The 26,344-nt window shown below is 29.2% G+C and carries 30 protein-coding genes; all 30 read left to right on the top strand.

Annotated features, from left to right (window positions below; translation table 11 throughout):
- The first annotated feature begins 39 nt into the window (after positions 1-39).
- Entirely contained in the window at positions 40-549 is a 510-nt protein-coding gene (locus tag Q5O44_RS14840) for a hypothetical protein (protein WP_302638252.1), read from the top strand.
- Positions 550-559: 10 nt separating this feature from the next.
- Positions 560-1,015 carry a chemotaxis protein CheW gene (locus Q5O44_RS14835; protein WP_022169236.1) on the top strand — a complete coding sequence of 152 codons (456 nt, stop codon included), beginning with the start codon at positions 560-562 and terminating at the stop codon, positions 1,013-1,015.
- A gap of 5 nt (positions 1,016-1,020) precedes the next feature.
- Positions 1,021-1,518, top strand: coding sequence for a chemoreceptor glutamine deamidase CheD (locus tag Q5O44_RS14830; RefSeq protein WP_022169235.1), 498 nt, complete (start codon positions 1,021-1,023; stop codon positions 1,516-1,518).
- A gap of 27 nt (positions 1,519-1,545) precedes the next feature.
- A complete protein-coding gene (locus tag Q5O44_RS14825; RefSeq protein WP_022169234.1) occupies positions 1,546-2,313 on the top strand; it encodes a protein-glutamate O-methyltransferase CheR in 768 nt (255 codons plus the stop codon).
- Positions 2,314-2,325: 12 nt separating this feature from the next.
- The gene (locus tag Q5O44_RS14820; RefSeq protein WP_022169233.1) at positions 2,326-4,347 is read left to right on the top strand and encodes a chemotaxis protein CheA; all 2,022 of its coding nucleotides are present in this window, start codon (positions 2,326-2,328) and stop codon (positions 4,345-4,347) included.
- Positions 4,348-4,363: 16 nt separating this feature from the next.
- Positions 4,364-4,960, top strand: coding sequence for a chemotaxis protein CheC (locus Q5O44_RS14815; protein ID WP_022169232.1), 597 nt, complete (start codon positions 4,364-4,366; stop codon positions 4,958-4,960).
- 19 nt (positions 4,961-4,979) lie between these two features.
- A complete protein-coding gene (locus Q5O44_RS14810; protein WP_022169231.1) occupies positions 4,980-5,339 on the top strand; it encodes a response regulator in 360 nt (119 codons plus the stop codon).
- A gap of 23 nt (positions 5,340-5,362) precedes the next feature.
- A complete protein-coding gene (locus tag Q5O44_RS14805) occupies positions 5,363-5,758 on the top strand; it encodes a chemotaxis protein CheW (protein WP_022169230.1) in 396 nt (131 codons plus the stop codon).
- Positions 5,759-5,786: 28 nt separating this feature from the next.
- On the top strand, positions 5,787-6,785 hold the full coding sequence (gene fliM / locus Q5O44_RS14800) for a flagellar motor switch protein FliM (RefSeq protein WP_022169229.1): 999 nt from the start codon (positions 5,787-5,789) through the stop codon (positions 6,783-6,785).
- Positions 6,778-7,971, top strand: coding sequence for a flagellar motor switch phosphatase FliY (fliY, locus tag Q5O44_RS14795; protein WP_022169228.1), 1,194 nt, complete (start codon positions 6,778-6,780; stop codon positions 7,969-7,971). Before fliM ends, fliY begins: the two co-directional genes overlap by 8 nt.
- A gap of 137 nt (positions 7,972-8,108) precedes the next feature.
- Positions 8,109-9,671 (top strand): AAA family ATPase, encoded by a 1,563-nt coding sequence (locus Q5O44_RS14790; RefSeq protein ID WP_022169227.1) that lies wholly within the window; start codon positions 8,109-8,111, stop codon positions 9,669-9,671.
- Positions 9,672-9,883: 212 nt separating this feature from the next.
- A complete protein-coding gene (locus Q5O44_RS14785) occupies positions 9,884-10,159 on the top strand; it encodes a flagellar biosynthesis anti-sigma factor FlgM (protein WP_022169226.1) in 276 nt (91 codons plus the stop codon).
- Positions 10,160-10,163: 4 nt separating this feature from the next.
- Positions 10,164-10,568 (top strand): flagellar protein FlgN, encoded by a 405-nt coding sequence (locus Q5O44_RS14780; RefSeq protein WP_022169225.1) that lies wholly within the window; start codon positions 10,164-10,166, stop codon positions 10,566-10,568.
- 20 nt (positions 10,569-10,588) lie between these two features.
- Positions 10,589-12,271 (top strand): flagellar hook-associated protein FlgK, encoded by a 1,683-nt coding sequence (gene flgK / locus Q5O44_RS14775; protein WP_022169224.1) that lies wholly within the window; start codon positions 10,589-10,591, stop codon positions 12,269-12,271.
- 11 nt (positions 12,272-12,282) lie between these two features.
- On the top strand, positions 12,283-13,323 hold the full coding sequence (gene flgL, locus Q5O44_RS14770; RefSeq protein WP_022169223.1) for a flagellar hook-associated protein FlgL: 1,041 nt from the start codon (positions 12,283-12,285) through the stop codon (positions 13,321-13,323).
- A gap of 12 nt (positions 13,324-13,335) precedes the next feature.
- A complete protein-coding gene (fliW, locus tag Q5O44_RS14765) occupies positions 13,336-13,758 on the top strand; it encodes a flagellar assembly protein FliW (RefSeq protein ID WP_022169222.1) in 423 nt (140 codons plus the stop codon).
- Between the two features lie 5 nt (positions 13,759-13,763).
- Positions 13,764-13,982 carry a carbon storage regulator CsrA gene (gene csrA / locus Q5O44_RS14760; RefSeq protein WP_022169221.1) on the top strand — a complete coding sequence of 73 codons (219 nt, stop codon included), beginning with the start codon at positions 13,764-13,766 and terminating at the stop codon, positions 13,980-13,982.
- A 23-nt stretch (positions 13,983-14,005) separates the two neighbouring features.
- A complete protein-coding gene (fliS, locus tag Q5O44_RS14755) occupies positions 14,006-14,386 on the top strand; it encodes a flagellar export chaperone FliS (RefSeq protein ID WP_022169220.1) in 381 nt (126 codons plus the stop codon).
- 13 nt (positions 14,387-14,399) lie between these two features.
- Positions 14,400-16,067 carry a flagellar filament capping protein FliD gene (gene fliD / locus Q5O44_RS14750; RefSeq protein ID WP_022169219.1) on the top strand — a complete coding sequence of 556 codons (1,668 nt, stop codon included), beginning with the start codon at positions 14,400-14,402 and terminating at the stop codon, positions 16,065-16,067.
- Between the two features lie 11 nt (positions 16,068-16,078).
- Positions 16,079-16,402 (top strand): hypothetical protein, encoded by a 324-nt coding sequence (locus Q5O44_RS14745; RefSeq protein ID WP_022169218.1) that lies wholly within the window; start codon positions 16,079-16,081, stop codon positions 16,400-16,402.
- 137 nt (positions 16,403-16,539) lie between these two features.
- A complete protein-coding gene (locus tag Q5O44_RS14740) occupies positions 16,540-18,117 on the top strand; it encodes a flagellin (protein ID WP_022169217.1) in 1,578 nt (525 codons plus the stop codon).
- A gap of 105 nt (positions 18,118-18,222) precedes the next feature.
- A complete protein-coding gene (gene fliB, locus Q5O44_RS14735) occupies positions 18,223-19,425 on the top strand; it encodes a flagellin lysine-N-methylase (protein ID WP_022169216.1) in 1,203 nt (400 codons plus the stop codon).
- A 13-nt stretch (positions 19,426-19,438) separates the two neighbouring features.
- Positions 19,439-20,278, top strand: a complete 840-nt coding sequence (locus Q5O44_RS14730) for a flagellin (RefSeq protein ID WP_022169215.1) — start codon at positions 19,439-19,441, stop codon at positions 20,276-20,278.
- A 319-nt stretch (positions 20,279-20,597) separates the two neighbouring features.
- Complete coding sequence (gene flgB, locus Q5O44_RS14725; protein ID WP_022169214.1) at positions 20,598-20,975, top strand: flagellar basal body rod protein FlgB; 378 nt, start codon at positions 20,598-20,600, stop codon at positions 20,973-20,975.
- 1 nt (position 20,976) lies between these two features.
- The gene (gene flgC, locus Q5O44_RS14720; protein ID WP_022169213.1) at positions 20,977-21,381 is read left to right on the top strand and encodes a flagellar basal body rod protein FlgC; all 405 of its coding nucleotides are present in this window, start codon (positions 20,977-20,979) and stop codon (positions 21,379-21,381) included.
- A gap of 13 nt (positions 21,382-21,394) precedes the next feature.
- Positions 21,395-21,685 (top strand): flagellar hook-basal body complex protein FliE, encoded by a 291-nt coding sequence (gene fliE / locus Q5O44_RS14715; RefSeq protein ID WP_022169212.1) that lies wholly within the window; start codon positions 21,395-21,397, stop codon positions 21,683-21,685.
- A gap of 16 nt (positions 21,686-21,701) precedes the next feature.
- Complete coding sequence (gene fliF, locus Q5O44_RS14710; RefSeq protein ID WP_022169211.1) at positions 21,702-23,282, top strand: flagellar basal-body MS-ring/collar protein FliF; 1,581 nt, start codon at positions 21,702-21,704, stop codon at positions 23,280-23,282.
- A gap of 4 nt (positions 23,283-23,286) precedes the next feature.
- The gene (fliG, locus tag Q5O44_RS14705) at positions 23,287-24,297 is read left to right on the top strand and encodes a flagellar motor switch protein FliG (RefSeq protein WP_022169210.1); all 1,011 of its coding nucleotides are present in this window, start codon (positions 23,287-23,289) and stop codon (positions 24,295-24,297) included.
- Positions 24,281-25,042, top strand: a complete 762-nt coding sequence (locus Q5O44_RS14700; protein WP_022169209.1) for a FliH/SctL family protein — start codon at positions 24,281-24,283, stop codon at positions 25,040-25,042. The genes fliG and Q5O44_RS14700 overlap by 17 nt, the downstream gene beginning before the upstream one ends.
- The gene (fliI, locus tag Q5O44_RS14695) at positions 25,035-26,342 is read left to right on the top strand and encodes a flagellar protein export ATPase FliI (RefSeq protein ID WP_186835482.1); all 1,308 of its coding nucleotides are present in this window, start codon (positions 25,035-25,037) and stop codon (positions 26,340-26,342) included. The genes Q5O44_RS14700 and fliI overlap by 8 nt, the downstream gene beginning before the upstream one ends.
- The last annotated feature ends 2 nt before the right edge of the window (positions 26,343-26,344 follow it).

The raw sequence follows: 26,344 nt of genomic DNA, 5'->3' as shown, positions 1-26,344 counted from the left end.
TATAAATTGGCAATAAAAGATGGAGATAAAAATTCCCAAGTGTCAAAGTTTATTAAGGAAAAACTTCTTCCTATGTCTAGAACCAATATAAACTCTATTAAAGAGCTAAGAAATTTTGTTATAAGTTTACTGGAGGAAATACAATATTTAGAGGAATATATGGCCAATATGTCATCTATTACTTTGAGTTATTGTCAGGAGGCTAGTATTCAATCTTCAGGTGATATTTTAATAAATGGCAAAGGTCTTTATTCCACAGATATGTATGCTGTTAGAAGTATTAAGTTTTTAAATAAACAATCAGTATGTAGAGGTGGAGTATTAAAAGCTGGAGAATTTATAAATGCATCTGTAGTAGGTAGTGAAGCTGGAGCACATAATGTTTTAGAGGTTTTTGGAAAAAAAGGAATAGTAACTATAGAAAAAGCTTATAGCAATACACTGATAATCATAAATAATAAAAGATATTTGGTTACAGAACCTTGTAGAAATGTTAAATGTTACATAGATAACAAAGGTGAGCTTGCTGTAGAAAAATTAGTATTATAGGGAGGTTTATATGAAAGAGATAAGAATATTAGTATTTAAATTAAATGGTGAATATTTTGCAACAGATATAATGGAAGTTGAAAGAATATTAGGAAGTATTGGAACTACAAAGCTTCCAGATTCGCCTAGCTTTTTAGAAGGAATTATAAAATATGAAGAGGAAGTAATACCAGTTATTAATTTAAGTAATAAATTTGGTTTTAATAGCTGTAGTGTTGATTCAACAAATAAAGTTATTGTTGTAAAAAAAGAGTTAGGAAAATTTGGTGTTATAGTAGATGATGTTAATGAAGTAACTACAGTAAATGAAGAAGTAATAGATTATTCTTCATCTGTAGCAACTATAATTTCAAAAAAATATATTAAAGGTATTATAAAAGAAAAGCAAAATCTTATTATTTTATTAGATTTAAATAAGGTTTTGTTAGAAAAAGAAGAGGAGCTTGTGTTTGAAAGGGTGGAGTAAGGCACATGGAAGCAGTAAGAAAAAATGAGGTCAGAGTTGGAATTGCTGATGCTAAAATAATATCAGCGCCTAACAGTATTATGACCATAGGGCTAGGTTCTTGTGTTGGAATTGCATTATATGATACAGTGAAAAAAATTGCAGCACTTATACATATAATGCTTCCTGATAGTCATGCCTTTAAAAGTGTAACTAATCCGTATAAATTTGCAGATTTGGCTATTCCTTTAATATTAGAGGAAATGACAAAACGAGGATGTATTAAAAAGAATGTGGTAGCAAAGATAGCTGGAGGAGCTTCCATGTTTAAGTTTTCTGAGAAATCTATTAATAGTTATATAGGAAATAGAAATATTGAAGCTGTAAGAGAAGCGATTAATAGAGAAGGAATAATTATAGCAGCAGAAGATGTTGGAGGCAGCAAAGGAAGAACAATGTTTGTTGAATCTGAAAGTGGAAAAGTATTAATTAGAATAGTGGGGCAAGGAATTAAGGAAATTTAAATGGTTTACTGATTGATAGGAGGAATAATGGAATTTACAGAATTTCATAATTGGGTATATAAAGAAATTGGATTAAGCTTAAATTCATATAAGCCTACTCAGTTAAATAGAAGAATAGGAAGCCTTATGGAGAGAGTAGGTGTAAAAACTCTGGAGGAATATACTAAACTGCTAAAAGAAGATGCAGTTGAAAGAGAAAAGTTTATGGATCACATAACAATAAATGTAACAGAATTTTTTAGAAATCCAGAGTTTTTTGAAGCGTTAAGAAAAAATTTACTATCAGAAATAATTCCCAATAGAAATAATATTAAAATTTGGAGTGCAGGATCATCCATGGGGTGTGAGGCTTATAGTCTTGCAATGATGTTTGATGATATGAATGATAAAGTTAGTTACTCTATTCTTGCTACAGATATAGACAAAAATATTTTGGCAAAAGCAAGGAAAGGAGTTTATTCCGCAGCTGATGTTAAAACTTTGGATAAAAAATATTTAGATAAATATTTTAATAAATATGACGATAAATATATAGTAGATTCAAAAATAAAGTCAAAAGTAAATTTTAAGAGACATGATTTGATTTTAGATAGTTATGAAAAAGACTTTGATTTAATTCTTTGTAGAAATGTGATAATTTACTTTAAAGATGAAGTAAAACAAAAGATAATAGAAGATTTTATTAAATCTTTAAAGGTAGGAGGACTACTTTTTGTTGGAGCAACAGAAAGTATAAACACATATAAGACAAGTGGATTAGAAAAATTATCACCATTTATTTATAAGAAAATATAAGGAGGGTAAAAATTGGATACATCACAATATTTAAGTATGTTTTTAGATGAGTCAATGGATAATCTTCAAACACTTAATGAAGCGTTACTTAATTTAGAACAAAATCCAAATGACATAGAAATGTTAAATCAAATTTTTAGAGTGGCACATACTATTAAAGGTATGGCAGCAACTATGGGGTTCACAGCAATGGCTGAATTAACTCATAAAATGGAAGATGTTTTATCTAATTTTAGAGAAGGTAAATTAGAGGTAAGTGAAAATGTTGTTACAGTGCTATTTAATTGTCTTGATACCTTAGAAACTATGGTTAATAATATAGAGGCAGGGGTAGATGATGAAGTTGATGTAACAGATATAGTACAATCCTTGGGAAATATAGTAAATGGTAATGGGAAAGAATTAGAAGTTGTTGTTGAACATGGTGAAGAAGACGGAAAAGAAGATAAGAAAATAAAGGTTGAGTTAAATCAATATGATATATCAATTGTAAGGCAAGCTATTAAAGGTGGATTTAACACTTTAAATGTTCAGATAAGATTAAGTGAAGAAACATTATTAAAATCTGCAAGAGCTTTCTTAATATTTCAAGAGTTAGAATCACAAGGTGAAATAATAAAATCAAAACCAACAATTGAAGATATAGAAACTGAAAACTTTGACTTTGATATTTATTTCCTTCTTGTAACTAAAAAATCTGCACAAGAAATCAGTGATATTGTTGAAAATATTTCAGAAGTTGTAAGTGTAACAGTTGAAGATGTAGATATAGATATTGAAGATTTAGAACAAGAAGAAGCGCAAGTTCAAAAATCTGAAGTGGTAGCAACTCCTGTTAAACCTAAAGATATTGCAACTAAAAAAGCTCCAGAAGTTAAGAGAGAACCTAGAGCTAACAACAAGAAGGCTCATCAGTCAGTAAGAGTAGATTTACAAAGAATAGATACACTTATGAATATGGTATCAGAACTTGTAATATATAGAACAAGACTTGAACAGATAGTTGTAAATAACAAATCACCAGAATTGGTGGAGACGTTAGAACAAGTTGAGAGAACTACTTCTGATTTACAGGATTTAGTAATGAAGATTAGAATGCTTCCGTTAGATGTTGTATTTAATAGATTCCCTAGAATGATGAGAGATTTAGCTGTTGATTTAGGTAAAGAAATAGATTTTATCATTGAAGGAGCAGATACAGAACTAGATAGAACTGTAATTGATGAAATTGGTGAACCACTTATTCACTTATTAAGAAATTCTGCTGATCATGGAATTGAAAAGAAGGAAGATAGAATAGCAGCTGGAAAGCCAGTGCAAGGTACAGTTAAGCTAATGGCTTATCAAGAAGGTACAAAAGCTATCATAAAGGTTACTGATGATGGTGCAGGAATCAATGTTGATAAGATAAAAGCTAAAGCTGAAAAGGTTGGTATTTCTACATCAGGGCTTACTGAACAAGAAATAAAGAATTTAATATTCCATCAAGGATTCTCAACTAACGAAGTTGTTACAGATGTTTCAGGAAGAGGAGTTGGAATGGACGTTGTAAAGACTAAGATAGAAGCTTTAGGTGGAACAGTAGAATTACATAGTGAACTAGGAAAAGGTACATCATTTATAGTTACTCTTCCATTAACATTACAAATAATTCAAGCTCTATTGGTTAAAGTTGGAGAAGAAACTTTTGCAATTTCTTTAGGATTTATCGATAGAGTTATAGAGTTTAAAGATGAATATGTGAAACAAACTAATGGAGAAGAAGTGATTGTATATAGAGATAAAATTATTCCATTAGTAAGATTAAATAAAATATTAGGCATTGAATCAGGTTCAAGAGGAAAAGAGTATGTAATAATCGTTAAAATAGGCAATAAATTAAGCGGGTTATTAGTAGATTCTTTACTTGGACAACAAGAAATAGTTATAAAACCATTAGGAAAGATATTTAAAGATACTAGGGCTTATATAGGAGCAACTATATTAGGTGATGGTTTAGTAACGTTAATATTAGATGTTGGTTCATTGGTATAGTGATGAGGTGAGAACGATGGATTATAGAAACTTGAGTTCTATGCAGTTAGATGCATTGAGAGAAGTATTTAATATAGGTTCAGGAAATGCAGCTACATCATTGTCATTTCTTTTGAATAGAAAGATAGATATGGGGATACCCAATATAAAAATAGTAAGGCTAGAAGAGATTTTAGAAAATGACTTAAATAATGAGGTCATTGCAGTATTGGTAAAAGTCATAGGAGAAGCTCCAGGAAATATATTATATGCCTTTGATAAGCATGTTGCTAAAGAAATAATAGAAGCGTTGATTTCTAATAGTGATGTATTTAGCGATATAGGAATGTCTGCTATAGCTGAAATAGGTAATATAATAGCATCATCTTATATGAATTCCATTGTATCATTTACAGGGATTAAAATGATTGCTTCTGTTCCAGCAGTGACTCATGATATGTTTAATGCAATTCTGACCTCGACATTTATTGAGTCAGGTCAATATGATGATTATATTTTAGATATAGAAACATTATTTAAAGGACACAATGGCCAAGATGTATTAGGACATTTTTACTACATACCGCAGCCAGGGTCTTTAGAAAATATATTGAAGCAATTAGGAATGGTTTAAATTTAGGAGGAATAGAAAAATGGCAAAAATATTAATAGTTGACGACGCAGCGTTTATGAGAATGATGATAAAGGATATTTTAACAAAGAATGGATATGAAGTAGTAGCTGAAGCAGCAAATGGAGTAGAGGCAGTAGAATTATATAAATCACATCAACCAGACTTAGTAACAATGGATATAACAATGCCTGAAATGGATGGAATAGAAGCAGTGAAACAAATTAAAGCAGTTAATCCAGCTGCAAAAGTTATAATGTGTTCAGCAATGGGGCAACAATCAATGGTTATGGATGCTATAAAGGCAGGAGCAAATGACTTTATAGTTAAGCCGTTCCAAGCAGATAGAGTTTTAGAAGCAGTTAAGAAAATAGTAGGATAATATTTTATAGCGGAGGAGTAGCTATGCAATTTATAATCTTTAGATTAGGTAGCGAATATTTTGCTACAGAAACTGAAAAAATACAAAATATAAGTGATATTATGCAAATAACTAAAGTTCCTACAGCACCTTCTTATATAAAAGGTCTTATTAATTTAAGAGGTAGCATCAAACCTTTAGTTGATATTGGTATGCTTTTAAATATTAAAAATCAAAGTGAAAATCAAAATATAATAATATTAAAACTTGATGAAGAAGAAGTGGGAATAGCTGTTGATGAAGTGATAGAAGTGGCAGATATAGACTTAAATATGTTGCAAAACACATCAATAGACAGCAAAGAATATATTAAAGGTGTAATAGAATTTAATAAATATTTATTAACTGTTATTGATATAAATAAAATTGTTAATATATAGATTTAGTAAAAAATAAGGAGGAATATTTATGGCGGAAGTACTATCTCAGGAAGAGATAGATGCACTTTTATCAGCTTTGTCATCAGGAGATGTAGAGCCAGAAACTATAGATTCTGTGGAAGAAGACATACATAAAGTGAAACAATATGATTTTAAAACCCCACAAAAATTCTCCAAAGATCATATCAGAACATTAGAAAAGGTTCATACTAAATTTGCGAGATTAATAAGCAATTATTTAACTATGCAAACTCGTAAGAGTGTTAAAGTAAATGTAGAAAATGTTGAACAGGTTCCTTATGAAGAGTTCATAAGATCTATTCCAAATCCTACTATAATCTCATATTTTAAATTACATCCAATGCAAGGAAATATAGTAATGGAATTAAATCCAGAATTTGGTTTTCAAATATTGGATTTACTTTTGGGTGGTTTTGGAGTTAAACGAGGAATAGATAAAGATTTAACTGAAATTGAAAAAAATATACTATCTAAAGTGTGTAGAGAAATTATTGAACAATTAGAATCTGGGTGGTCTGAAATAATGGAAGTAACTCCAGAGTTTGAATCATTAGATACAAATCCTACTGCAAACCAGACATTAGCACCAAATGAGCCTGTGGCGTTAATAAGCTTTTTAGTGGAATTTGGAGAGGATAGTACATATATTAATTTATGTATTCCTTATTTAAGTATAGAAAAGCTTCTAGATAAGTTAGTAGTAGAATATTGGTTAAGAAGTTCTGATGATGAAGATGAAGAAGATTTAGTGGAAATTATTAAGGGAACAATCCAACCTGTAGAGTTAAAAATAAAAGCTGAACTTGGTAAGACTCAAATAAATGTTGAAGAATTTTTGGATTTAGTAGTTGGAGATGTACTAAAGCTAGATACTAAAACAATAGAGCCTATAAAGGTATATGTAGAAGATGAGTTATGCTATAGTGGAAAACCAGGAATTATTGGGAAAATGGCAGGAGTAGAACTTTTAGACACTATAAATAAGGATGTGAAAACAGATGAGTAATGGTTTTTTATCTCAAGATGAAATTAACTCATTATTAAATGGTGAGTTAAATAATGATAATGAAGTTGAAAATAATGAAGAATTATTAAGTGATTTAGAAAAAGATTTGCTAGGGGAAGTTGGAAATATATCTATGGGTTCTGCTTCCACAGCATTATATCAATTACTTAATCAAAAAGTTAACATAACAACACCAGTAGTAACGGTGACAACAATAAAACAAATTAAAGAGAATTTTGATGTTCCTAATATAATACTAGATGTAGAATATGTTGAAGGTATTTCTGGAAGAAATATGCTGATGATGAAAATATCGGATGCAGCTGTCATCGCCAATTGCATGATGGGTGGGGATGGAAAAATAGAAAGTGATGAATTATCAGAAATAGAAATAAGTGCGGTGCAAGAAGCTATGAATCAAATGATAGGTTCTGCAGCAACTTCAATGGCTACTATGTTTGGCAGAAGAGTTGATATATCACCTCCTCAATCAACATTATGGGAAAGTAAAGAACAAAGTCTTTCAAACGATATTGAAGAAGAAGAAAAGGTAGTTAGGATTTCTTTTGATTTAGAAGTAGGAGATGTATTAAAGTCTAGTATAATGCAAATACTACCTTTAAATACAGCAAAAAAAATTGTTTCTATTATGATGGGAGAAGAGCAAGTACAAGCTCCGGTGGATGCACCTGTAAGTGAGACAGCACCAGCACCAACACCGGCATCAGCACCTACTATGCCAAGTTCATCACAACCAACATATGAAGCACCGGTACATGGGCAGCCAGCATATCAACAGCCGGCATATGAAGCACCTGTAAATTATGCGGCACCTATGAGTCATACACAACCAATGATGCAACCATCAGTGGAAGTACAAAAAGCAAACTTTGCACCATTAGGGACAGAACACGTAAGAAAGTCTCATGATAATATTGATTTAATATTAGATGTTGCATTAGATATATCTGTTGTTTTAGGAAGAACTAAAAAGAGTATAAGAGATATTTTAAATCTAGGAAATGGATCTCTTATAGAATTAAATAGATTAGCAGATGAGCCAGTGGAAGTACTTGTAAATGGTAAGGTTATAGCTGAAGGAGAAGTTGTTGTTATAGATGAAAACTTCGGAGTAAGAATTAATAACATTGTTAGTGGAGCAGACAGAATAAAGAGTTTAAGATAAGTAAAAATAAGAAAGACAGTATATAAATCTTATGATTATATGCTGTCTTATTTGTATTATATAAAAATATTAAGGTATGTTATAATATTTATAATTTAATAATGAAGTTAATATTATTTAGATGTGAGGTGATATAAATGTCAAATTATTTAAACACTAATGTACTTTTAGAAAACTATAAAAATTTATATAGAAGTAAATATTTTATAGATAAATCTTTAATTATAGATAGTTTAAATGAATTATTAAATACCTCTGATAAGTATGTATGTATAACAAGACCAAGAAGGTTTGGAAAATCTTCAATAGCAAGTATGATTGGAGCTTATTATTCAAAAGCCGTAAAGTCAAAAGAAATTTTTGATAATCTTAAAATAAGTAGTAGTGAAAGTTATATGGAAAATCTTAATAAATACAATGTTATAAGTATATCATTTAATGAAATACCTGATAACATGAAGAGTTATGATGACTATATAAATATGATTAGAACACAACTTATTAGAGATATAACAGAAAAATATACTCATATTAAAGAAGATAAATATTTTAATATAAGTTCCATGCTTATGGATACACAAGAAAAATTTATTTTTATCTTTGATGAATGGGATTATATTTTTAATAATAATATGTTTGTAGAAAATCAAAATGATTTTTTAGAGTTTTTGAGAAATTTATTAAAGGATCAGCCCTATGTATCTCTTTGTTATATGACAGGAGTATTACCAATAAAAAAATATTCAAGTGGCTCAGCACTTAATATGTTTGATGAATATACATTTTTGAAGGACAGAAGCTTTGGTGAGTATTTTGGTTTTACAGAATATGAAACACTAGAGCTTTGTAATAAAAATGGAAAGCTAAGATTTGAAGAAGTTGAAGCTTGGTATAATGGTTATTTAACAGCTACAGGCATAAGAATTTACAATCCACGTTCTGTAGTAAAAGCACTTAAAAATAATTATTGTGAAAGTTATTGGACTAATACTGGAGCTATGGATGAAGTAGTAGAATATCTTAAATATAATACTTTAGATATTTGTGATGATGTTATAGAAATGGTTTCAGGAGAGGAAATTGATATAACAATAAATGAAGAATTTAGAGCAGGACAAAGAGCACCTAGAACAAAAAAAGAAATTTATTCAGCAATGATAGTATTAGGATTTTTATCGTATTATGATGGTTATTTAAAAATTCCCAACAAAGAACTTATGCAGGAGTTTGAGAAAGCTTTAGAAGATAAATCCTTTGGATATGTATCAAAAATAATAGAAAATTCTAAAAATATGTTAAAAGCAACAGTTAATGGTGATACAGATACTATAAAATCAATTCTTCATGATATTCATAATTCTGAAATACCAATATTACAATATAATGATGAAAACAGCTTATCGTGTGTATTAACATTGGCTTATTTAGCAGCTAGAGATACTTATAGAATTGAAAGGGAAGAAAAAAGTGGAAAGGGTTATGCTGATTTTACATTTCATCCAAGAAGAAAAAATGATACTGCTTTTATAGTAGAGTTAAAAAAAGATGAAACTCCTGAAGTGGCAATAAATCAAATAAAAGAAAAAGAGTATATAGAAAAATTTAGGAGAGAAAATAATAATCACTTAATTTTAGCTGTAGCTATATGCTATGATTCTAAAACAAAAGAACATAATTGTAAAATTGAAGAGCTAAGATAGAGTATGTTGATGATATATAAAAATAGATATGATATTTTAAGTAGAAGAAAATAGTAAAACGGAAAGGGAATAAAAGTAATAAATTAAAAATACTGGCTCATATATAAAGAAGTCAGTATTTTTTGTATAAATAACATAATAAATACTATAAATTTTTATAATGCTGCTACGATAATTAGTTAAAGGGAATATTCATAAGGGAGGTAAGAGACATGAATATTAACGGAATAAGAACACAAGGAATTGCAAATATATATGCTTCTAATGGAGCTAAAAGAATAAAGGAAACTAATACAGATATAGGAAAAGATAAAATTGAAATATCTGAATTGGGAAGAAACTTAAGTATGTATGATAATGTAGATTTTAATATAGATAATAGTGCTAAAATAGAAGAGCTTAAAGCAAAAATCCAAAATGGCACTTATAATGTAGATGCTAAATTAACAGCACAAAGTATTTTAAATAATATAAAAGAAGGAAGATGAATAAATGATAAATAATCTTATAGGTATTATTCAAAAAGAAACAGAAGCATTAAAAGGGCTATTGGTAATTTTAGAAAAACAATATAAGAGTATCATAAATAAAGAAACCTTTGAACTAGATGCAATAGTAGATGAAATAAAACTAGCTAATAGAGAAGTAGCTAAGCAGGAAGTTGAAAGAAGAAAGCTTCTTAATGGAAAAAAAGTACAAGATATAATTAATGAAAGCGGAAATAAAGAGTTAGACAGAGTTTATAGAGAAATAAAAATGGTTTTAGAAAGTATTAAACATCAAAATGAAACCAACGACTTATTAATAAAACAACAATTGGTTTTTACAAATAGAATGTTAAATATAATAAATCCTAAAAGAGAAAAAGGAACTTATAATTCCTATGGAAGATTATAAAATAAAAGGAGAATTTTAATATGGCAAGTATATTTTCTACGTTTAACACAGCAAAAAGTGGACTGACGGTACATCAAAGTGGAATCAATGTTACATCTCATAACATTGCCAATTCATCTACAGTAGGGTATTCAAGACAAAGAGCAAAAATACAGACATCAAGACCTATTACGTTAGGAGCAGAAGCAGGGCAAGTAGGTACAGGAGCTCAAATTTCAGCCATTGAAAGAGTAAGAGATTCTTTTTTAGACTATCAAGTTAGAGTTGAAACAGCAGAACTTGGTAAGTATTCAACAAAGTTAGATTACTTATCACAAGTGGAAGGGATTTTTAATGAACCTTCAGATACAGGAATTTCTACAGCACTATCAGATTTCTTTGATGCTTTTCAAGAGTTATCAAAGCAAAGTACAAGTTCCAGTACAAGAGTTGTTGTTACTCAAAAGACAAAAACTTTATGTGATTTATTAAATAACACATATTCAAAACTTGAAAAATTACAAGAAAATTCAGTAGAATCACTTAAAAATAGTGTAAAAGAAGTTAATAGTATATTAGAGCAATTAACAACAGTAAATAATCAAATTAGAATTGCTAGTATAACAGGTGATAATCCAAATGACTTAATGGATAGTAGAGATAATCTGTTAGATGAATTAAGCAGTAAATTTGGTATAGATGTTGATAAAACTCAATTTAATGGTAATGATATTACTGCTACTGGAATTGGAGAAAATTTAAACCCATTAGTTAATTCAGAACCTAATGGTGAAGTAACAAGATTATCATTTATTTCAGAAATTAAAGATAATGGAAATGGTAGTCATACAATAAGCTACTTTGTTAATGGTGATACTGAAAAACCTAAAACTATAACTGTATCAGGATTAGCAGCCACTGAAGTAGATACTTTAAAGAAAACAAGAATATTACTTACAGATGGCAATGGAGAAATGATTGATGGTCAAGGAAATATAGTGAAAGATGGAGGAACTATAGCAAATCCTATTGAAAAGTTCATACCAAAATCAGGAGAAATAGCTGGAGCTATAGAAGTTCAAGATAGTATTGGAAGTTATATGAATCAATTAGATAAAATGGCTAAAGGGTTAGCATTATCAGTAAATGCTATTCACAGTGGTTCAATGGATTCTAATATAAAGGATACAACTAAAACTTTAGACTTTTTTGTAGCTTCTGATGGAAAAGATGAAGCAGGTATAAGTGCTAAAAATATTTCAATAAATGCTTTAATTTTAGAAAATCCTTCACTTATTAATACTAAAGAAAATGCTGATGCAGGAGAAGGAGATGGAAGTAGAGCCTTAGCCATAGCACAATTACAAAGCACATTAATATCTATAAGCAAAATAGATAGCACTACAACAAGGGCTCAATTATGTAAGTTTACCAATGGTAGCACTATGTCATTAGTTAATGATGTTGCCAGTGGAACAAAGGTTGAGTCATACTTCCAAGATGTAGTTGATAAATTAGGAGTTGAAGCACAACATGCCAAGAGAGTTGTTTCTAATGAAGAAGATTTATTAAATTCATTAGATTTAAACAGGCTTTCAGTTTCAGGTGTTTCACTGGATGAAGAAATGACTAACTTAATTCAATATCAAAAGGCATATAGTGCCAATGCAAAAACAATAACTACTGTTAGTGATATGCTAGATATTATTTTAGGATTAATTTAAGGAGAAAAATTATGAGAGTTACAAATCAAATGATGAGCACAACGTATTTAAAAGACTTAAATAAAAATTTAAATAATTTAAATACTTTAAATAAACAATTAACTACAGGAAAAGAAATTAGTAAGCCTTCTGATAATCCTTTTAAAACAGCAAGAATAATGCAAATGTACTCAGATATATCTGCCAATAAACAATATAATGAAAATATTAAAGACACTATTAACTGGCTTGATACCACTGATGTAGCTTTAGAACAAATAGGGAATTCAGCACAAAGAATAAGAGAGCTGATGGTTTCAGCAGGAAATGCTTCTTATGGTAGTGATGAAAAAAATGCTCTTAAAGAAGAAATCAATGAAAAAATCAATGAAATAGCACAAGTTTTAAACACTAATTATGATGGTAAATACATCTTTGGAGGAACTAAAAGTTTATCTAAACCTGTTGGAGTAGAAAAAGATAGCAATGGAAACAATATATTAGTATTTAAAGATGACAATGGAAATTCCTTTAATGAAGAAGGAAAAGCCTATATAAAAAATGCCGATGGCACTATTACAAGAGATGCCAATGGAAATTTAGCAGTGGAACCAAATCCAAAGCCAGAATATGAAAAATTATTAAATCAAATGAATGCTAATTTAAGTGTTGAAGTATCTAATGGTGTAAACATGAATTATAACGTAGGAACGCCAAGTATATTAACTTTAAAAAATGGAAATAACGTTATGAAGTTATTAAATGATGTTGTTAACAACTTAGATAAAGTAGATAGTAGTGATGTTATAAAAGGTAATTTAGAAGAAATGGATTTATTTGTATCTAATGTAAGTAGTATAAGAGGTGAAGTTGGAGCTAAGCAAAACAGAATGGATTCAGCTAAAACTCAAAATGAAGAGCAGAACTTAACCATGAAAGATGTACTTTCAAAAACTGAAGATATTGATATAGCAGAAAAGACTATAGATTTAGCAACTCTTCAAGCTATATATCAAGCATCACTTCAAGTAAGTGCATCTATAATTCAAAAATCACTGGTAGATTATATTTAGGAGGGAAAATTTATGGAGGTTATATCACCTGTTCATGGAAAAATAACTTATGATGAAAATGAAATAATTAAATTTGAAAAAACTATATTGGGCTTTGATGAATTGCATAATTTCATATTAAGAAAAGTGGAAAATAGTAACTTTACAATACTTCAATCCATTGAAGATGAAAAAATCTCTTTTGTACTTGTATCTCCTTTTGATGTAGAAAGTGATTATGAAATTAAATTAAGCAATGAAACTATAGAAAGAATAAAAGCCAAATTTGCTAGCGATGTCAGTGTATTTTCTTTAGTAACTTTAAATAGTGATATCAAAAAAATTACTGCTAATTTAAAAGCACCAGTGGTTATTAATGTTAATGAAAACTTAGGTGAACAAGTAATTATAGATAAAGAAAAATATAAAATAAAACATCCTTTAGTTAAGGAGTGATATAAATGCTAGTTGTTAGAAGAAAAAAAAGTGAAAGTATTTTAATTGGAGACAATATTGAAATAAGTATTGCAGCCATAGAAAATGGTACTGTAAAACTAGCAATAAATGCTCCAAAAGAAGTTCAAATATTAAGAAAAGAACTATACATAGAAGTAGAAAAAGAAAACAAAGAAGCTGTAAGCTTAAATATAGATATTTTAAAAAATTTAAAATTAAAATAATTAACATACGGAGGCGAATAATTATGCATCCAAATGCATATGGAGTATATAAAAATAATAGTGTGAATTTTGCATCTAAGGAACAGATGCTTTTAATGCTTTTAGATGGAGCCGTTAAGTTTGCTAAGAGAGGAAAGCTTGCAATACAAGAAAAAGATATAAAAATGGCTCATAATAGTATAACAAGAACACAAGATATATTTACAGAGTTAAAAGTAACTCTTGACCCAAATGCAGGAGATTGGGCAAAGCAAATGTTTAATGTATATTCATTTATAAATGATAGATTACTTCAAGCTAATATAAAGAAGGACGAAGCTATTATGGATGAAGTAATACCTTTAATAGAAGAAGTAAGAAATATATGGAATGAAGCTTATAAGTTAAGTATAGGTCAAAGATAAGGGGTGTTAACAAATGACAAGAATAACAGGGTTAGCCACAGGTCTTGATGTAGATTCATTAGTTCAAGAAACAATGCAAGCATATCAAACAAAAATAGATACAGTAGATCAACAAAAGAAAGTAGTTGAACTTCAACAAGAAATGTATAGAGAGGTAATAACAGATTGTAGAAATTTCTATAATGATTACTTTGATATATCTAAATCTAACAGTATTATATTACAAAAAAATTGGTCAGCAACTACTTTTGAATCTTCAAGTTCAGCAGTAACAGTAACTGGAGGAGCAGGGGCAGAAGCAGCAAACTATTCAGTAAAAGTTGAAAGTATAGCAAAAGCAGCTTCTTTTAAATTAGAAAGTAGTAATGCAAATGGAACTGTTTATATAAATAATGTGAAGGTTGAATTAGGTAATGATAAAAGTGATGCTGAAAAAGTTAAATTAATTAATGAAGCATTAAAAGACAAAGGTGTTACAGCTAAATATAGTGATTTTGAAAAAGGAATAGTTCTTACTACTACTAAGCTTGGTTCTGATGAAACTATAAGCTTTACAACGCAAGCACCTAAAACAGAAAATCAAGGTAGTGATTACTTTGAAAAATTAGTTAAAGATTTTGAAGCTGGTAAGGGTGTAACTACAGATAAAGGTAAAAAAGAGTTTACTTTTAAAGTAGATGCTACAGAAGTAAAAGTTGATTGTACTGATGGAATTTCTGAAGATAAGATAAAATCAGCTATGAAAAAGGCTGGTATGGATGTTGTTGAAGAAAAGAGTGGTGGATTTAAAATAACTTATCCAGCTGACAGTAGTGCAACAAATATAGTCAATGGAACAGATTGTAGAGCTACCATAACTAAAGATGGAAAAACATATGAAGTTGTAGGTAATAAAACTAACAATATTACTTTAGATGGTGTTACATTTAAATTTAATAATATAATAAATGAAGAGATACAAATAACTGGTAAAGCAGATGTTACAAAAGTAAAAGAAAATATTGTTAAGTTTGTTAATGACTATAATAAGTTAATGGAAAAATTAAATACATTAATAACTGAAAAAAGAGATAAAAGTTATATGCCATTAACTGATGCTCAAAAGAAAGAAATGAGCGAAAGTGAAATTGAACTTTGGGAAAAGAAAGTTAAAGAAGGTCAATTAAGTAGAGATAGTGATTTAACAAGAATAAGAAATGCCATGAAAAGTACCATGAGTAGTTTAGTCGGCGGAACTTCAAGCTCATTAAAATCTATTGGAATAACTCCAGTATCAGATTATAACGGAACTAAAAATGGAACATTTACCATAGATGAAGACAAGTTAACTAGTGCTTTAGAAAGTAATATGGAAGATGTAATGAAGCTATTTGTAAGTACAGGTACTGATAAAGATGAGAGTGATAAAGGTTTATTACAAAAATTAAAATCAGTTTTTGACACAGAAACTCAAACTAACAAGGGCTCATTAATTAAAAAAGCTGGTATAGTTGGATCATCTACAGCATCTAATAATACTTTAAGTAAACAAATTATAAAATATGAAGAAAAAATATCAAGAATGCAAACTATTTTTTCAAGTAAACAACAAGCTCTATATACAAAATATTCAAGACTTGAAACATTGATGAATAACTTAAACTCTCAATCAAATTATTTAACTTCAATGCTTTCTAGTTAGGAGTGTTATTTATGAGAACTTTATTAAAAGAATATAAAGAAATATCATTAAAACTTTTATATGAACTTAAAAAAGACAACTTAAATGAAGCTTTTAAACTTAGTGAAGAGAGACAACAAATATTATATAAATTAAGTGGAATGACTATAGATAAAACTATAAATTTAGAGAAAGAATTTAATATTTATTCTTTAGATAATGAAATAGCAGAAGAAATAAAAAAACAGAGAATAGAAATTAAAGAAGAAATGGAGCAAACAAAGCGTCAAAAGATGGCTAATTCAGTATATGGAAGACAATTTGAAGATATATACTTTTTAAATAAACAAATTTAAATAAATTTTTATAAAAAGTGTAAAGTGTATCAAAAAAATGTCGAGTATATAAGAGTAAGGTTAGTTATTAAACATTACAAAATATATAAATAATTGACAAGGAAGTCAAAAAGGAAAAATCAAGGAGGAACACTGAAATGATTATTAATCACAATATGAATGCGTTAAATGCGCACAGAAACATGAACGTTAACAATACAGCTGCTGGTAAATCAATGGAGAAATTATCTTCAGGTTTAAGAATTAACAGAGCTGGTGATGATGCTGCAGGTCTTGCAATATCAGAAAAAATGAGAGGACAAATCAGAGGGTTAACTCAAGCTTCAAGAAATGCTTCTGATGGTATCTCAATGATCCAAACTGCTGAAGGTGCTTTAAATGAAACTCAAAACATTCTTCAAAGAATGAGAGAATTATCAGTTCAATCTTCAAATGATACAAACACTTCTGCAGATAGAGCATCTATCCAAAAAGAAATTGAACAATTAACAGAAGAAATCGATAGAATTGGTAATAACACAGAATTCAATACTCAATCTTTATTAAAAGGTGACGGATCTACTAAATTAGAAGGTGTTGGTATAGCTATGCAGGATATGGTACCAGGTGCTGATGAAACAACTATAGAAGCTAAGCTAGAGTTAACAGTTTCTAGTGGGACTGCAGATACAAAGGCTACAATAAAATTAAATGGACAAGAAATAAAAGTAGATGTTACACAAAAAGGTGCAAATGGTCAAACAGAGAAAAATGAAATTGCTAGAGAGTTAGCAGATCAAATTCAACAAGAAATAGAAAAAAATTCTTCTCTTAAAGATCAATATAAAGTTAGTGTATCTAATGAAAAAGTAACAATAGAAGCAATAAAAGGCGGGAAATATGAAGGAAGTCAAGGAACTATTGAAGTAGGTAAGACAAATAATAATGCAACTAACTTAAAAAATAATAATACGGATATTAATAATATCACAAATACAGGTGTAACAAATGCAGCAAAAGGAGCTAGTATTAAATTAGATTTAACAGGATTGGGGACAGCAGCACCAACAGGTGATTTAAATGGTAAAGGTATAACAATAGGAAAAACACAGATAGAATTTTATAATGCTAAAGAAGGTGCATATTCTGGAAAAGCTATAGGTGTTGATATTAATGGAGTAGATGATGCAGATAAATTAGCTACAGCTATTTTTAATCAAACTCAGGGAAAACTTGAGGGGGCTACAATAGAACTTGAGGCTGGTTTTGGTTTAACTGTGAAATCATTAGATAAGGGTGCTAATTCGACAGTTAATGTTCAAGATGGAGCTAAAAATGAAGGCTTCGAAGCTACATTCCAAGTAGGAGCAAATTCAAACCAAACTATATCTATATCAATAGGAGATATGAGAGCTGAAGCTTTAGGAGTTAAAAATGTTGATTTAAAAACAGCAGAAGGTTCTCAAGAAGCTACAGCTACAATTCAAGCAGCCATAGAAAAAGTTTCAACTGAAAGAGCAGGTTTAGGGGCAGTTCAAAATAGATTAGAATATACTATTTCTAACTTAGATAATACTACTGAAAACTTAACTTCAGCTGAATCTACATTAAGAGATGTTGATATGGCTAAGGAAATGATGACATTCTCTAAGAATAACATATTAAATCAAGCTGCACAAGCAATGCTTGCACAAGCTAATCAACAACCACAAAACGTATTATCTTTATTAAGATAATAGATTAATAATCAAAGGGTGAAGACTTTTCTTCACTCTTTTTTCTATAAAGAAAATGTATTTATATTCGATAAATTAATTATAATAAATTTGGAGGCGATAGATATGAGGGTATTAAAACCTTTTTATTATGATGATTTTAAATGCATTGGAGGACAGTGTATAGATAATTGTTGTAGTAGTAATTGGAGAATTGATATAGATGAAAAAACATATAAAAAGTATAAAAAGTTAAAAGGGGAATGGGGTAAAAAAATAAATAGTAATATTAGTAGAAAAAGAAGTAACCCTAATTATTTGCAATATGGAAAAATAAACTTAAAAAATAATAAATGTTCATTATTAAGTGAAGATGGTTTATGTACAATACATGGTTCTTTAGGAGAAGATTATTTATGTAACACATGTAGAGTTTACCCAAGGGAAATAAGGAAATATGGAGAAATATATGAAAGAAATTTAAGTATATCTTGCCCTGAAGTTGCTAGATATATTATTAAAAGTAAATATAATTTTTCTTTTAACTTAGAAAATGAAAAGCTTAGTGACTTAGACAAAGATTATATTGTTAATAATAAATATAATGAAAAATTATATAATATTCTTTGGGATACTCGTAGTTTAGCTATGGAAATAATTCAATTTAAAGAAATTGAAATTTGGAAGCGAATAGCTTTCTTTAAAATGCTTACTGATAAAGTGCAAAATATAATAAATGAAAAACAATATGATAATTATGAAGAAGTATTAAGTAATTTTAGAGATCAAATTACAGACATTAATGCAATTAATTCTTTGGATAAAATATCGCTTATTCCAGAGGTGAAAGTTAAATTTATTCAAAGTGCACTGCAAGTAAGAGCTAATGAAGGTACAAATAATAAAAAATTTAACGATTTATTAAGAGAATATAATGAATTATTTGATAAAGATATTGATTTTAAAGGTAACATAGAAAAGATAATAAAAAAAGAAAAAGAATTTAATACATATTTAAAAGCACAAGAAAATATAATTGAAAATTTATTGATTTATTTAATATATAAATATTTTATGAAATCATTGTATACAAAAGATTTAAATGCTGAAGTTAACAATATTATTCTTTCTTATGCCATGATGAAAATGCTTCTTTTATCAAGGTATAATAAAAATAATAAAAAACTTAATGAAGAAGACTTTGTGGAAGTATTTTATTTGTTTTCAAGAGAAATAGAGCATAACCTTGTATTTTTATCTAATATATATAAAGATATTAAAGAAGCAGGTTATGATACTTTAGCATATATGACTATTTTAGTGAGATAGCAAGGAGAAAGACATGAGAATTAATATAAATATGAAATCCTTAGGGATATATAGTGGATATAAGAAAAATATTATTGATAATTCTGCTGCTATGAATAAAATATCTAGTGGTAAGAAGATTAATTCTGCTAAAGATAATCCTCTTAAAATTGAGCAAAGTGAAAATTTTAAAATGCAAATAAGAGCTTTAGAAATGGCTAATAAGAATTTACAAGATTCTTCATCTATGATTCAAGTTGCAGACAGTACCATGGGTACTATAAGTGAAGCTTTAATTAGAATGAAGGAATTAACTGTTCAAGCTGCCAGTGAAACAACTAATGAAGCTGATAGAAATATTATTCAAAGTGAAATAGATCAGTTGAAAAGTTATATTGATGATACAGCCAATAATACTGAATTTAATGGAAATAAGCTTTTAGTTAATGGTAATGTAACTGATAATAGCAAGCCAAAGTATGTGGAAATGCAAATAGGTGCTAATGTAGGTGATAGCATTGGAATTCCATTCTTTAATGTATCTAGTGAAACTTTAGGTATTGATAAATTAGATGTGGTTAATGATGCCACAAAAGCTTTAAATTCTATTGATGAAGCTTTAAAAAATGTAAATGGGTGTAGAGCTAAATATGGAGCAGTGCAAAATAGATTGGAAAATTCCATAGAAATTACTTCTAGTTCATCATATATATATGAAAAATCTAGCAGTGATATAAATGATGCTGATATTGCACTGGAAATGGCGGAAATTGCAAGAACATCTATATTGATGGAATCAGCCACAGCAATGATGGCTCAAAGCAATAATTTCCCTAAGGATATGTTAAATATATTAGCAAATTTAAGAAGATAATATTTAAAAAAAATTTAAAAGAACTAAAATGTGGTTAAAATTCATTTTAGTTCTTTTTTTATTTTTATTAAGTAAATAGAAGTAAATAATGGAATAAAATTGGAAAAAATTATAAAAATTTTATTTTGAATTTAAAAGCTGAAAATGTTTTTTAGTTTGAAAATTCAATGTTATTTAATATTATTAGAAAAAATAATTTAAAGTTTTATAAATGCTAATATATATTAAATTATTTTAAAAATCATGTAGAAAACACTCGTTAAATGTAATATAATAAAAACTAAAGTTTCGACATTTATAGAGTTTGGAGGGAAATTAATTGTCTAATAGTTTAAATACATATGACTTAATAAAGCGAGGATTAAATGCCGCTGCTGTAAGAAGTGAAACTATAGCCAATAATATAGCAAATGTTAACACCAGTGGATATAAGGCTTTTAAAGTTGTTTTTGAAGAAAAATATAAAGATTCTGGTTTTAATATGAAGGCAACCAATGAAAAACATATTCAAAAGGAAAAACCAGGAAGTATCACTACTGTTAGAGACAAAGAGACAAGTATGAATGAAAATGGAAACAATGTTAACTTAGATTTAGAAAAGGTAAATCAAGCAGCAAATACTTTAATGTATCAAGCATTAACATCACGTGCCAGTGGAAAGTTAGCATCAATGAAAACTGTGATTGGAGGAAATTAAAATGGGAATGTTTGATTCAATGAGAATTAGCGCCAGTGGATTATCAGCAGAAAGATTAAGAATGGATACTATAAGCTCTAATGTGGCAAATGCTCAAACAACAAGAACAGAAAATGGTGGACCATATGTGAGAAAGGTAGCTGTTTTTAAGGAAGCATTAGATGAAGCAGGAAGATGCAAAGGTATATCAGCAGTGGGAATAGTAAATGATGAATCAGAGCTGGAAAGGGTGTACGATCCTACTCATGTGGACGCTGATGAAGACGGATATGTAACTATGCCTAATGTGAACATATTAAATGAAATGGCAGATATGATAGTTGCTACTAGAACATATGAAGCTAATGCTGATGCATTAAGTGCATCTAAATCAATGTTTACTACAGCATTATCTATAGGAAAATAGGAGGATATAACAAATGAAGATAGACAATTTTACACCCAGTGAAAAAATATTTGAAAAAAGAATAGCAATAGAAGATGAAAATAAGGATGGATTTGGACAAGTATTTAAAAGTGCATTACAAGCGGTCAATGATAAACAAGTTTATTCTGATGAAATGACAAATAAACTTGTTTTAGGTGAAGATGTGGAAATTCATGAAGTAATGCTGGCGGCAGAAGAAGCTTCATTGGCATTACAAACAGCAGTTCAAGTTAGAAATAAATTAACAGAAGCAATTAAAGAATTAACAAATTTACAAATATAGTTAGGAGTGCTTAAGCATGGACAAGTTTTTAGAAGTTTTTAAAAAGCTTTTAGAAAAATTTAAAAATTTAAGCAAAGGTGTAAAGATAGCATCAATTATATCTGCTATAACACTTATCATAGCTATTTCATCATTGTTTTTTTATCAATCTTCCAATAAATATTCTGTTTTATTTTCAGGTTTAGACTCAGCAGATTCAAAAACAGTTTTAAGTGCATTGGAGGAGCAAGGTGTAGATTTTAAAGTTGAAGGTGATTCAATTTTAGTAGATAAATCTGTAGTAGATAAGCTTAGATTACAATTAGCTTCTAATTTAACTATGGGAAGTACAGGCTATGAACTAATGGACTCAGGAAGCTCTTTTGGTATGACTGAAGAAGAATTTCAAATTAAAAAGCTTAGAATGCAACAAGGTGAATTAGAAAAAACCATAAAGAGTTTTGAACAAATAAGTGATGCAAGAGTACATATTACTCTTCCTACAAATTCGGTATTTGCCGATGAAAAAGAACCAGGAAGTGCAGCAGTATATGTTAAGTTGGTAGCAGGAAAAACTTTATCACAAGAGCAAGTTAAATCAATAGTGGCTTTAGTTTCAGGAAGTACAGCCATATCTAAAGATAATATTCAAGTAATGGATAGCAATATGAATCTTTTATCAGAAGATTCAAGCTTTAAATTAGATGAAAATAGTGATCAAAATGTAACTTCTACTTCCATTGCAACTCAATTAGAGTTAGAAAAGAAGTATGAAGCTCAATTACAAAAATCAATTTTAGAACTGTTAACACCGGTATTAGGAAATGGAAAAGTTAAAGTAATGGTAAGTGCTGATTTAGATTTTGATTCAACAAAGGTTACAGAAACAGTGGTGGATCCTAATAAAGTAATAATCAGTCAAAAGACTTCAAAAAGTGAGAGTAATTCATCAGAAGGTAATGATAATGCAAGTGGTAGTGGAAGTGTAATTGATGAAAATATGGGAAATACAATAGTTACCAATGATAAAAACACAAAGAGTACAACTGAAGAACAAACAACTAATTATGAAGTTGGAAAAACTGAAACAATAAAAATTAAAGCTCCAGGTGAAGTTAAATCATTAAGTGCATCAGTAATAGTTGATGGAGAAATCAATGATGCATTAAGAACTGCCATTGAACAATCTGTGTCAGCAGCAGTAGGGTTAAATGCTGAAAGAGGAGATACAGTTAGTGTAGCAGGAATTACATTTAACACTAAAGATACAGGAAATATTACTGATCCATTTGCAGAGCCAGAAGCAAATAATAACAATATGATTTATATGATTATTGCAGGAGTAGTAGGTGCTATTTTATTAATAGTATTTATTGTGTTAAGAAGTAAAAAGAAAAAGGTTAATAAAGAAGTAGTTACAGAAGAAGAAGGAAATCTACTGGATATAGTTATAGAAGATAAGATTTCAAAAGTAGAGGAAGAAGAATTAAAACCTATAGAGTTTGAAGTTCCAAATCAAAATATACATATTGAAAATGAAATTAAGAAATATGCAGCAGAAAAGCCACAACAGGTAGCTGATATAGTTAAAACTTGGTTAGTAGAAAGTGAGAGATAGATAAATGGCGAAAAAACAATTAACAGGTATTCAAAAGTCAGCTCTATTATTTATTACTTTAGGGCCAGAAGCATCAGCAGATATTTTAAAAAGATTACCTGAAACTGAAATACAAAAGATAACTTATGAAATAGCAAATATTTCAACTGTTACATCAGAGCAAAGACATAGCATATTACAAGAGTTTTTAGAAATGAATAAGGCTAAAGATTATCTTCTAGAAGGTGGACTTGACTATGCTAAAGAATTACTATCTAAAGCTTTAGGACCACAAAGAGCAGGGGAAATATTAAACAAGGTAGCAGAAGCATCACAACTTAATAGACCTTTTGCCATAGCAAGAAAGGCAGATGCTCAGCAAATACTTAATATCATTAATTATGAACATCCTCAAACCATTGCATTAATACTTTGCTATTTACAAGTGGAAAAGGCAGCTCAGATAATTGCTGAGCTACCTGAGGAAATTCAAAGTGAAGTAGCTTTAAGAATAGCTACTATGAATACTACATCACCAGATGTTATTAGAGAAATAGAAAAAGTATTAGATGATAAGTTATCTACTATTGTTAAAACTGAAACTACAGTATTAGGTGGAATAGATACTTTAGTAGGTATATTAAATCAAGTTGATAGAACAACTGAAAAGAATATAACTGAAAGCTTACAAGAACAAGATTATGAGCTTGCAGAGAAAATCAAAAGCTGTATGTTTGTATTTGAAGATATTCTTACTCTTGATGATGTGGCAATTCAAAGAATTCTTAGAGATGTTGAAACTAAAGAGCTTGCTCTTGCTCTTAAGGGAGCTTCAGAAGAAGTGGCAAATGTTATTTATAAAAATCAATCTAAGAGAGCAGCAGCTTCATTAAAAGAGGATATTGAATACTTAGGACCAGTAAGGTTAACTGATGTTGAAAAAGCACAACAACAAATTGTAGCTGTTATTAGAAGATTAGAAGATGCACAAGAAATAATTATTTCAAGAGGTGGAGAAGATGCACTCATCATGTAATCTTATAAAATCTAGTAATACATCTGTTAAAGGTGATATTGAAATAGTAACAGAATGTGTTGTTACTGAAGAAGAGCAACATTTTCAAGAAATTGAAAATAGTCAAATTAAAAGCTATGAAGTCATTGGCGCAAGTATATTAGATAAGGCAAGAAAAGATTCTGATCATATTATTATGGAAGCTTTTCAATATTCAAAAAATATTGAAAAAGAAGCTTATGAAAAAGGATATTCTCAAGGTGTAAATAATGGATATGAAGATGGCAATAAGCAGGGATATGCAGAATCAAAGGAAGAAGCTAAAAGTATCATAGAAGAAGCTGTAAAAAAAGCTAGAGAAATTTTATTAAGTGCTGAAAAGCAAGTGGAAGATTATAAAATAAAAAAAGAGAAGGAAATAGTGAAACTTTCATTGGAAATGGCAAAGATTATAACAAATAAAAATTTTGAAAATGATGAAAGTGTTATAAGCTTAATTAATCCTGTACTGGAGCAATTTAGAGGTGAAGAAAATATAGTTATAAAATGTAATGGAAACTATATTGTGGCCATTGAGTCTAAAGTGAATGAGTGGAAAAAGTCATATGCTATTTCTGGGGAAATACTAGTTCTTGAAGATCCATTAATGGAACTTGGAAATGCAGTTTTGGAAAAAAGTACAGGTAAAGTTGTAGTTGGTTTAGATGTTAGCTTAGAAAAATTAGAAGAATCTATAAAGGAATTTTGTGGTGAAGAAGATGCTTAATATAGATTTTAATTTAATTAGGAAAAGAGTTAATGAAATAGATACTACTTACTGTGAAGGCATAGTAAGTGAAGTTATAGGTCTTACCATTGAAGTGCAGGGAATAAAAGCTTTTGTTGGGGAAGTTTGCACTATATATAATGTTTATAATAATCCTGTAAGTTGTGAAGTGGTAGGGTTTAAAAATAACAAAGTCATATTAATGCCTTTAGGTGAACTTGTAGGTATATCTCCAGGATGTATAGTTGTTCCTGAAAGAAGACCTCTTGAAGTACAGTGTTCTGATGATTTAATGGGAATGGTATTAGATGGTTTAGGTAAACCAATATATGGTGGAGAACTTTTAACTGGAACACCATATCCTTTAGAAAATCAACCACCAGATCCATTAAAAAGAAAAAGAATAAAGGATATACTACCTACAGGAGTAAGAGCTATTGATGGTTTTCTAACTTGTGGTGATGGACAAAGAATAGGTATTTTTGCAGGTTCAGGAGTAGGTAAGAGTACAACATTAGGAATGATTGCAAGAGAAGCAGAGGCAGATGTTAATGTTATATGTCTAATTGGGGAAAGAGGCCGTGAGGTTCTTGAGTTTATTGAAAAAGACTTGGGACCGGAAGGGATGAAAAAATCAGTGGTAGTTTGTGCTACTTCTGATAAATCAGCCTTAGAAAGAGTTAAAGGTGCATTAACAGCCACTGCCATAGCAGAATACTTTAGAGATAAAGGTAAGAAAGTTATTCTTATGATGGATTCTGTAACAAGATTTGCCATGGCGCAAAGAGAAATTGGACTTGCCATTGGAGAGCCACCAGCACAAAAGGGGTATACACCGTCAGTTTTTGCTAAGTTACCAAAGCTTTTAGAAAGAGCTGGTACATCAGATGTTGGTTCCATAACAGGTTTTTATACGGTACTAGTTGATGGTGATGACTTTAATGAGCCTATTGCAGATACAGTAAGAGGTATACTTGATGGTCATATAGTTCTGTCAAGAGCATTGGCTCACAAGAATCATTACCCAGCCATTGATGTATTAAATAGTGTAAGTAGATTAATGTCTCAAATAGCTGATGATAAGCATAAAGCAGTATCATCGCAAGCAAGAGACTTACTTGCTACTTATAAGGAATCAGAAGACCTTATAAATTTAGGAGCGTATGTTAAGGGCTCCAGTAAAAAGATAGATTTGGCTATTCAATTTAATGATAGTATTAATGCTTATTTAAAGCAAGGAATTGATGAAAAAACAACTTTTGCAGATAATTTAAATAATTTATTTGCTATATTTGGATGATA

The organism is Clostridium sp. CAG:221, assembly GCA_000435835.1.
Lineage (GTDB): Bacteria > Bacillota > Clostridia > Clostridiales > Clostridiaceae > Clostridium.
The sequence above is the reverse complement of the archived record's forward strand: the minus strand, read 5'-3'. Positions and strand labels throughout refer to the sequence as shown.

Bases quoted from the DNA above. Each gene is read 5' to 3' on its own strand.
- fliG (WP_022169210.1), top strand. From the start codon at position 23,287: ATGGCGAAAAAACAATTAACAGGTATTCAAAAGTCAGCTCTATTATTT.
- fliF (WP_022169211.1), top strand. From the start codon at position 21,702: ATGGACAAGTTTTTAGAAGTTTTTAAAAAGCTTTTAGAAAAATTTAAA.
- fliB (WP_022169216.1), top strand. From the start codon at position 18,223: ATGAGGGTATTAAAACCTTTTTATTATGATGATTTTAAATGCATTGGA.
- fliW (WP_022169222.1), top strand. From the start codon at position 13,336: ATGGAGGTTATATCACCTGTTCATGGAAAAATAACTTATGATGAAAAT.
- Q5O44_RS14815 (WP_022169232.1), top strand. From the start codon at position 4,364: ATGGATTATAGAAACTTGAGTTCTATGCAGTTAGATGCATTGAGAGAA.
- fliS (WP_022169220.1), top strand. From the start codon at position 14,006: ATGCATCCAAATGCATATGGAGTATATAAAAATAATAGTGTGAATTTT.
- Q5O44_RS14780 (WP_022169225.1), top strand. From the start codon at position 10,164: ATGATAAATAATCTTATAGGTATTATTCAAAAAGAAACAGAAGCATTA.
- fliE (WP_022169212.1), top strand. From the start codon at position 21,395: ATGAAGATAGACAATTTTACACCCAGTGAAAAAATATTTGAAAAAAGA.
- Q5O44_RS14825 (WP_022169234.1), top strand. From the start codon at position 1,546: ATGGAATTTACAGAATTTCATAATTGGGTATATAAAGAAATTGGATTA.
- Q5O44_RS14805 (WP_022169230.1), top strand. From the start codon at position 5,363: ATGCAATTTATAATCTTTAGATTAGGTAGCGAATATTTTGCTACAGAA.
- flgK (WP_022169224.1), top strand. From the start codon at position 10,589: ATGGCAAGTATATTTTCTACGTTTAACACAGCAAAAAGTGGACTGACG.
- Q5O44_RS14790 (WP_022169227.1), top strand. From the start codon at position 8,109: ATGTCAAATTATTTAAACACTAATGTACTTTTAGAAAACTATAAAAAT.
- Q5O44_RS14700 (WP_022169209.1), top strand. From the start codon at position 24,281: ATGCACTCATCATGTAATCTTATAAAATCTAGTAATACATCTGTTAAA.
- flgC (WP_022169213.1), top strand. From the start codon at position 20,977: ATGGGAATGTTTGATTCAATGAGAATTAGCGCCAGTGGATTATCAGCA.
- Q5O44_RS14745 (WP_022169218.1), top strand. From the start codon at position 16,079: ATGAGAACTTTATTAAAAGAATATAAAGAAATATCATTAAAACTTTTA.
- Q5O44_RS14810 (WP_022169231.1), top strand. From the start codon at position 4,980: ATGGCAAAAATATTAATAGTTGACGACGCAGCGTTTATGAGAATGATG.
- Q5O44_RS14835 (WP_022169236.1), top strand. From the start codon at position 560: ATGAAAGAGATAAGAATATTAGTATTTAAATTAAATGGTGAATATTTT.
- Q5O44_RS14740 (WP_022169217.1), top strand. From the start codon at position 16,540: ATGATTATTAATCACAATATGAATGCGTTAAATGCGCACAGAAACATG.
- Q5O44_RS14730 (WP_022169215.1), top strand. From the start codon at position 19,439: ATGAGAATTAATATAAATATGAAATCCTTAGGGATATATAGTGGATAT.
- flgL (WP_022169223.1), top strand. From the start codon at position 12,283: ATGAGAGTTACAAATCAAATGATGAGCACAACGTATTTAAAAGACTTA.
- Q5O44_RS14785 (WP_022169226.1), top strand. From the start codon at position 9,884: ATGAATATTAACGGAATAAGAACACAAGGAATTGCAAATATATATGCT.
- fliD (WP_022169219.1), top strand. From the start codon at position 14,400: ATGACAAGAATAACAGGGTTAGCCACAGGTCTTGATGTAGATTCATTA.
- fliI (WP_186835482.1), top strand. From the start codon at position 25,035: ATGCTTAATATAGATTTTAATTTAATTAGGAAAAGAGTTAATGAAATA.
- csrA (WP_022169221.1), top strand. From the start codon at position 13,764: ATGCTAGTTGTTAGAAGAAAAAAAAGTGAAAGTATTTTAATTGGAGAC.
- fliM (WP_022169229.1), top strand. From the start codon at position 5,787: ATGGCGGAAGTACTATCTCAGGAAGAGATAGATGCACTTTTATCAGCT.
- Q5O44_RS14830 (WP_022169235.1), top strand. From the start codon at position 1,021: ATGGAAGCAGTAAGAAAAAATGAGGTCAGAGTTGGAATTGCTGATGCT.
- fliY (WP_022169228.1), top strand. From the start codon at position 6,778: ATGAGTAATGGTTTTTTATCTCAAGATGAAATTAACTCATTATTAAAT.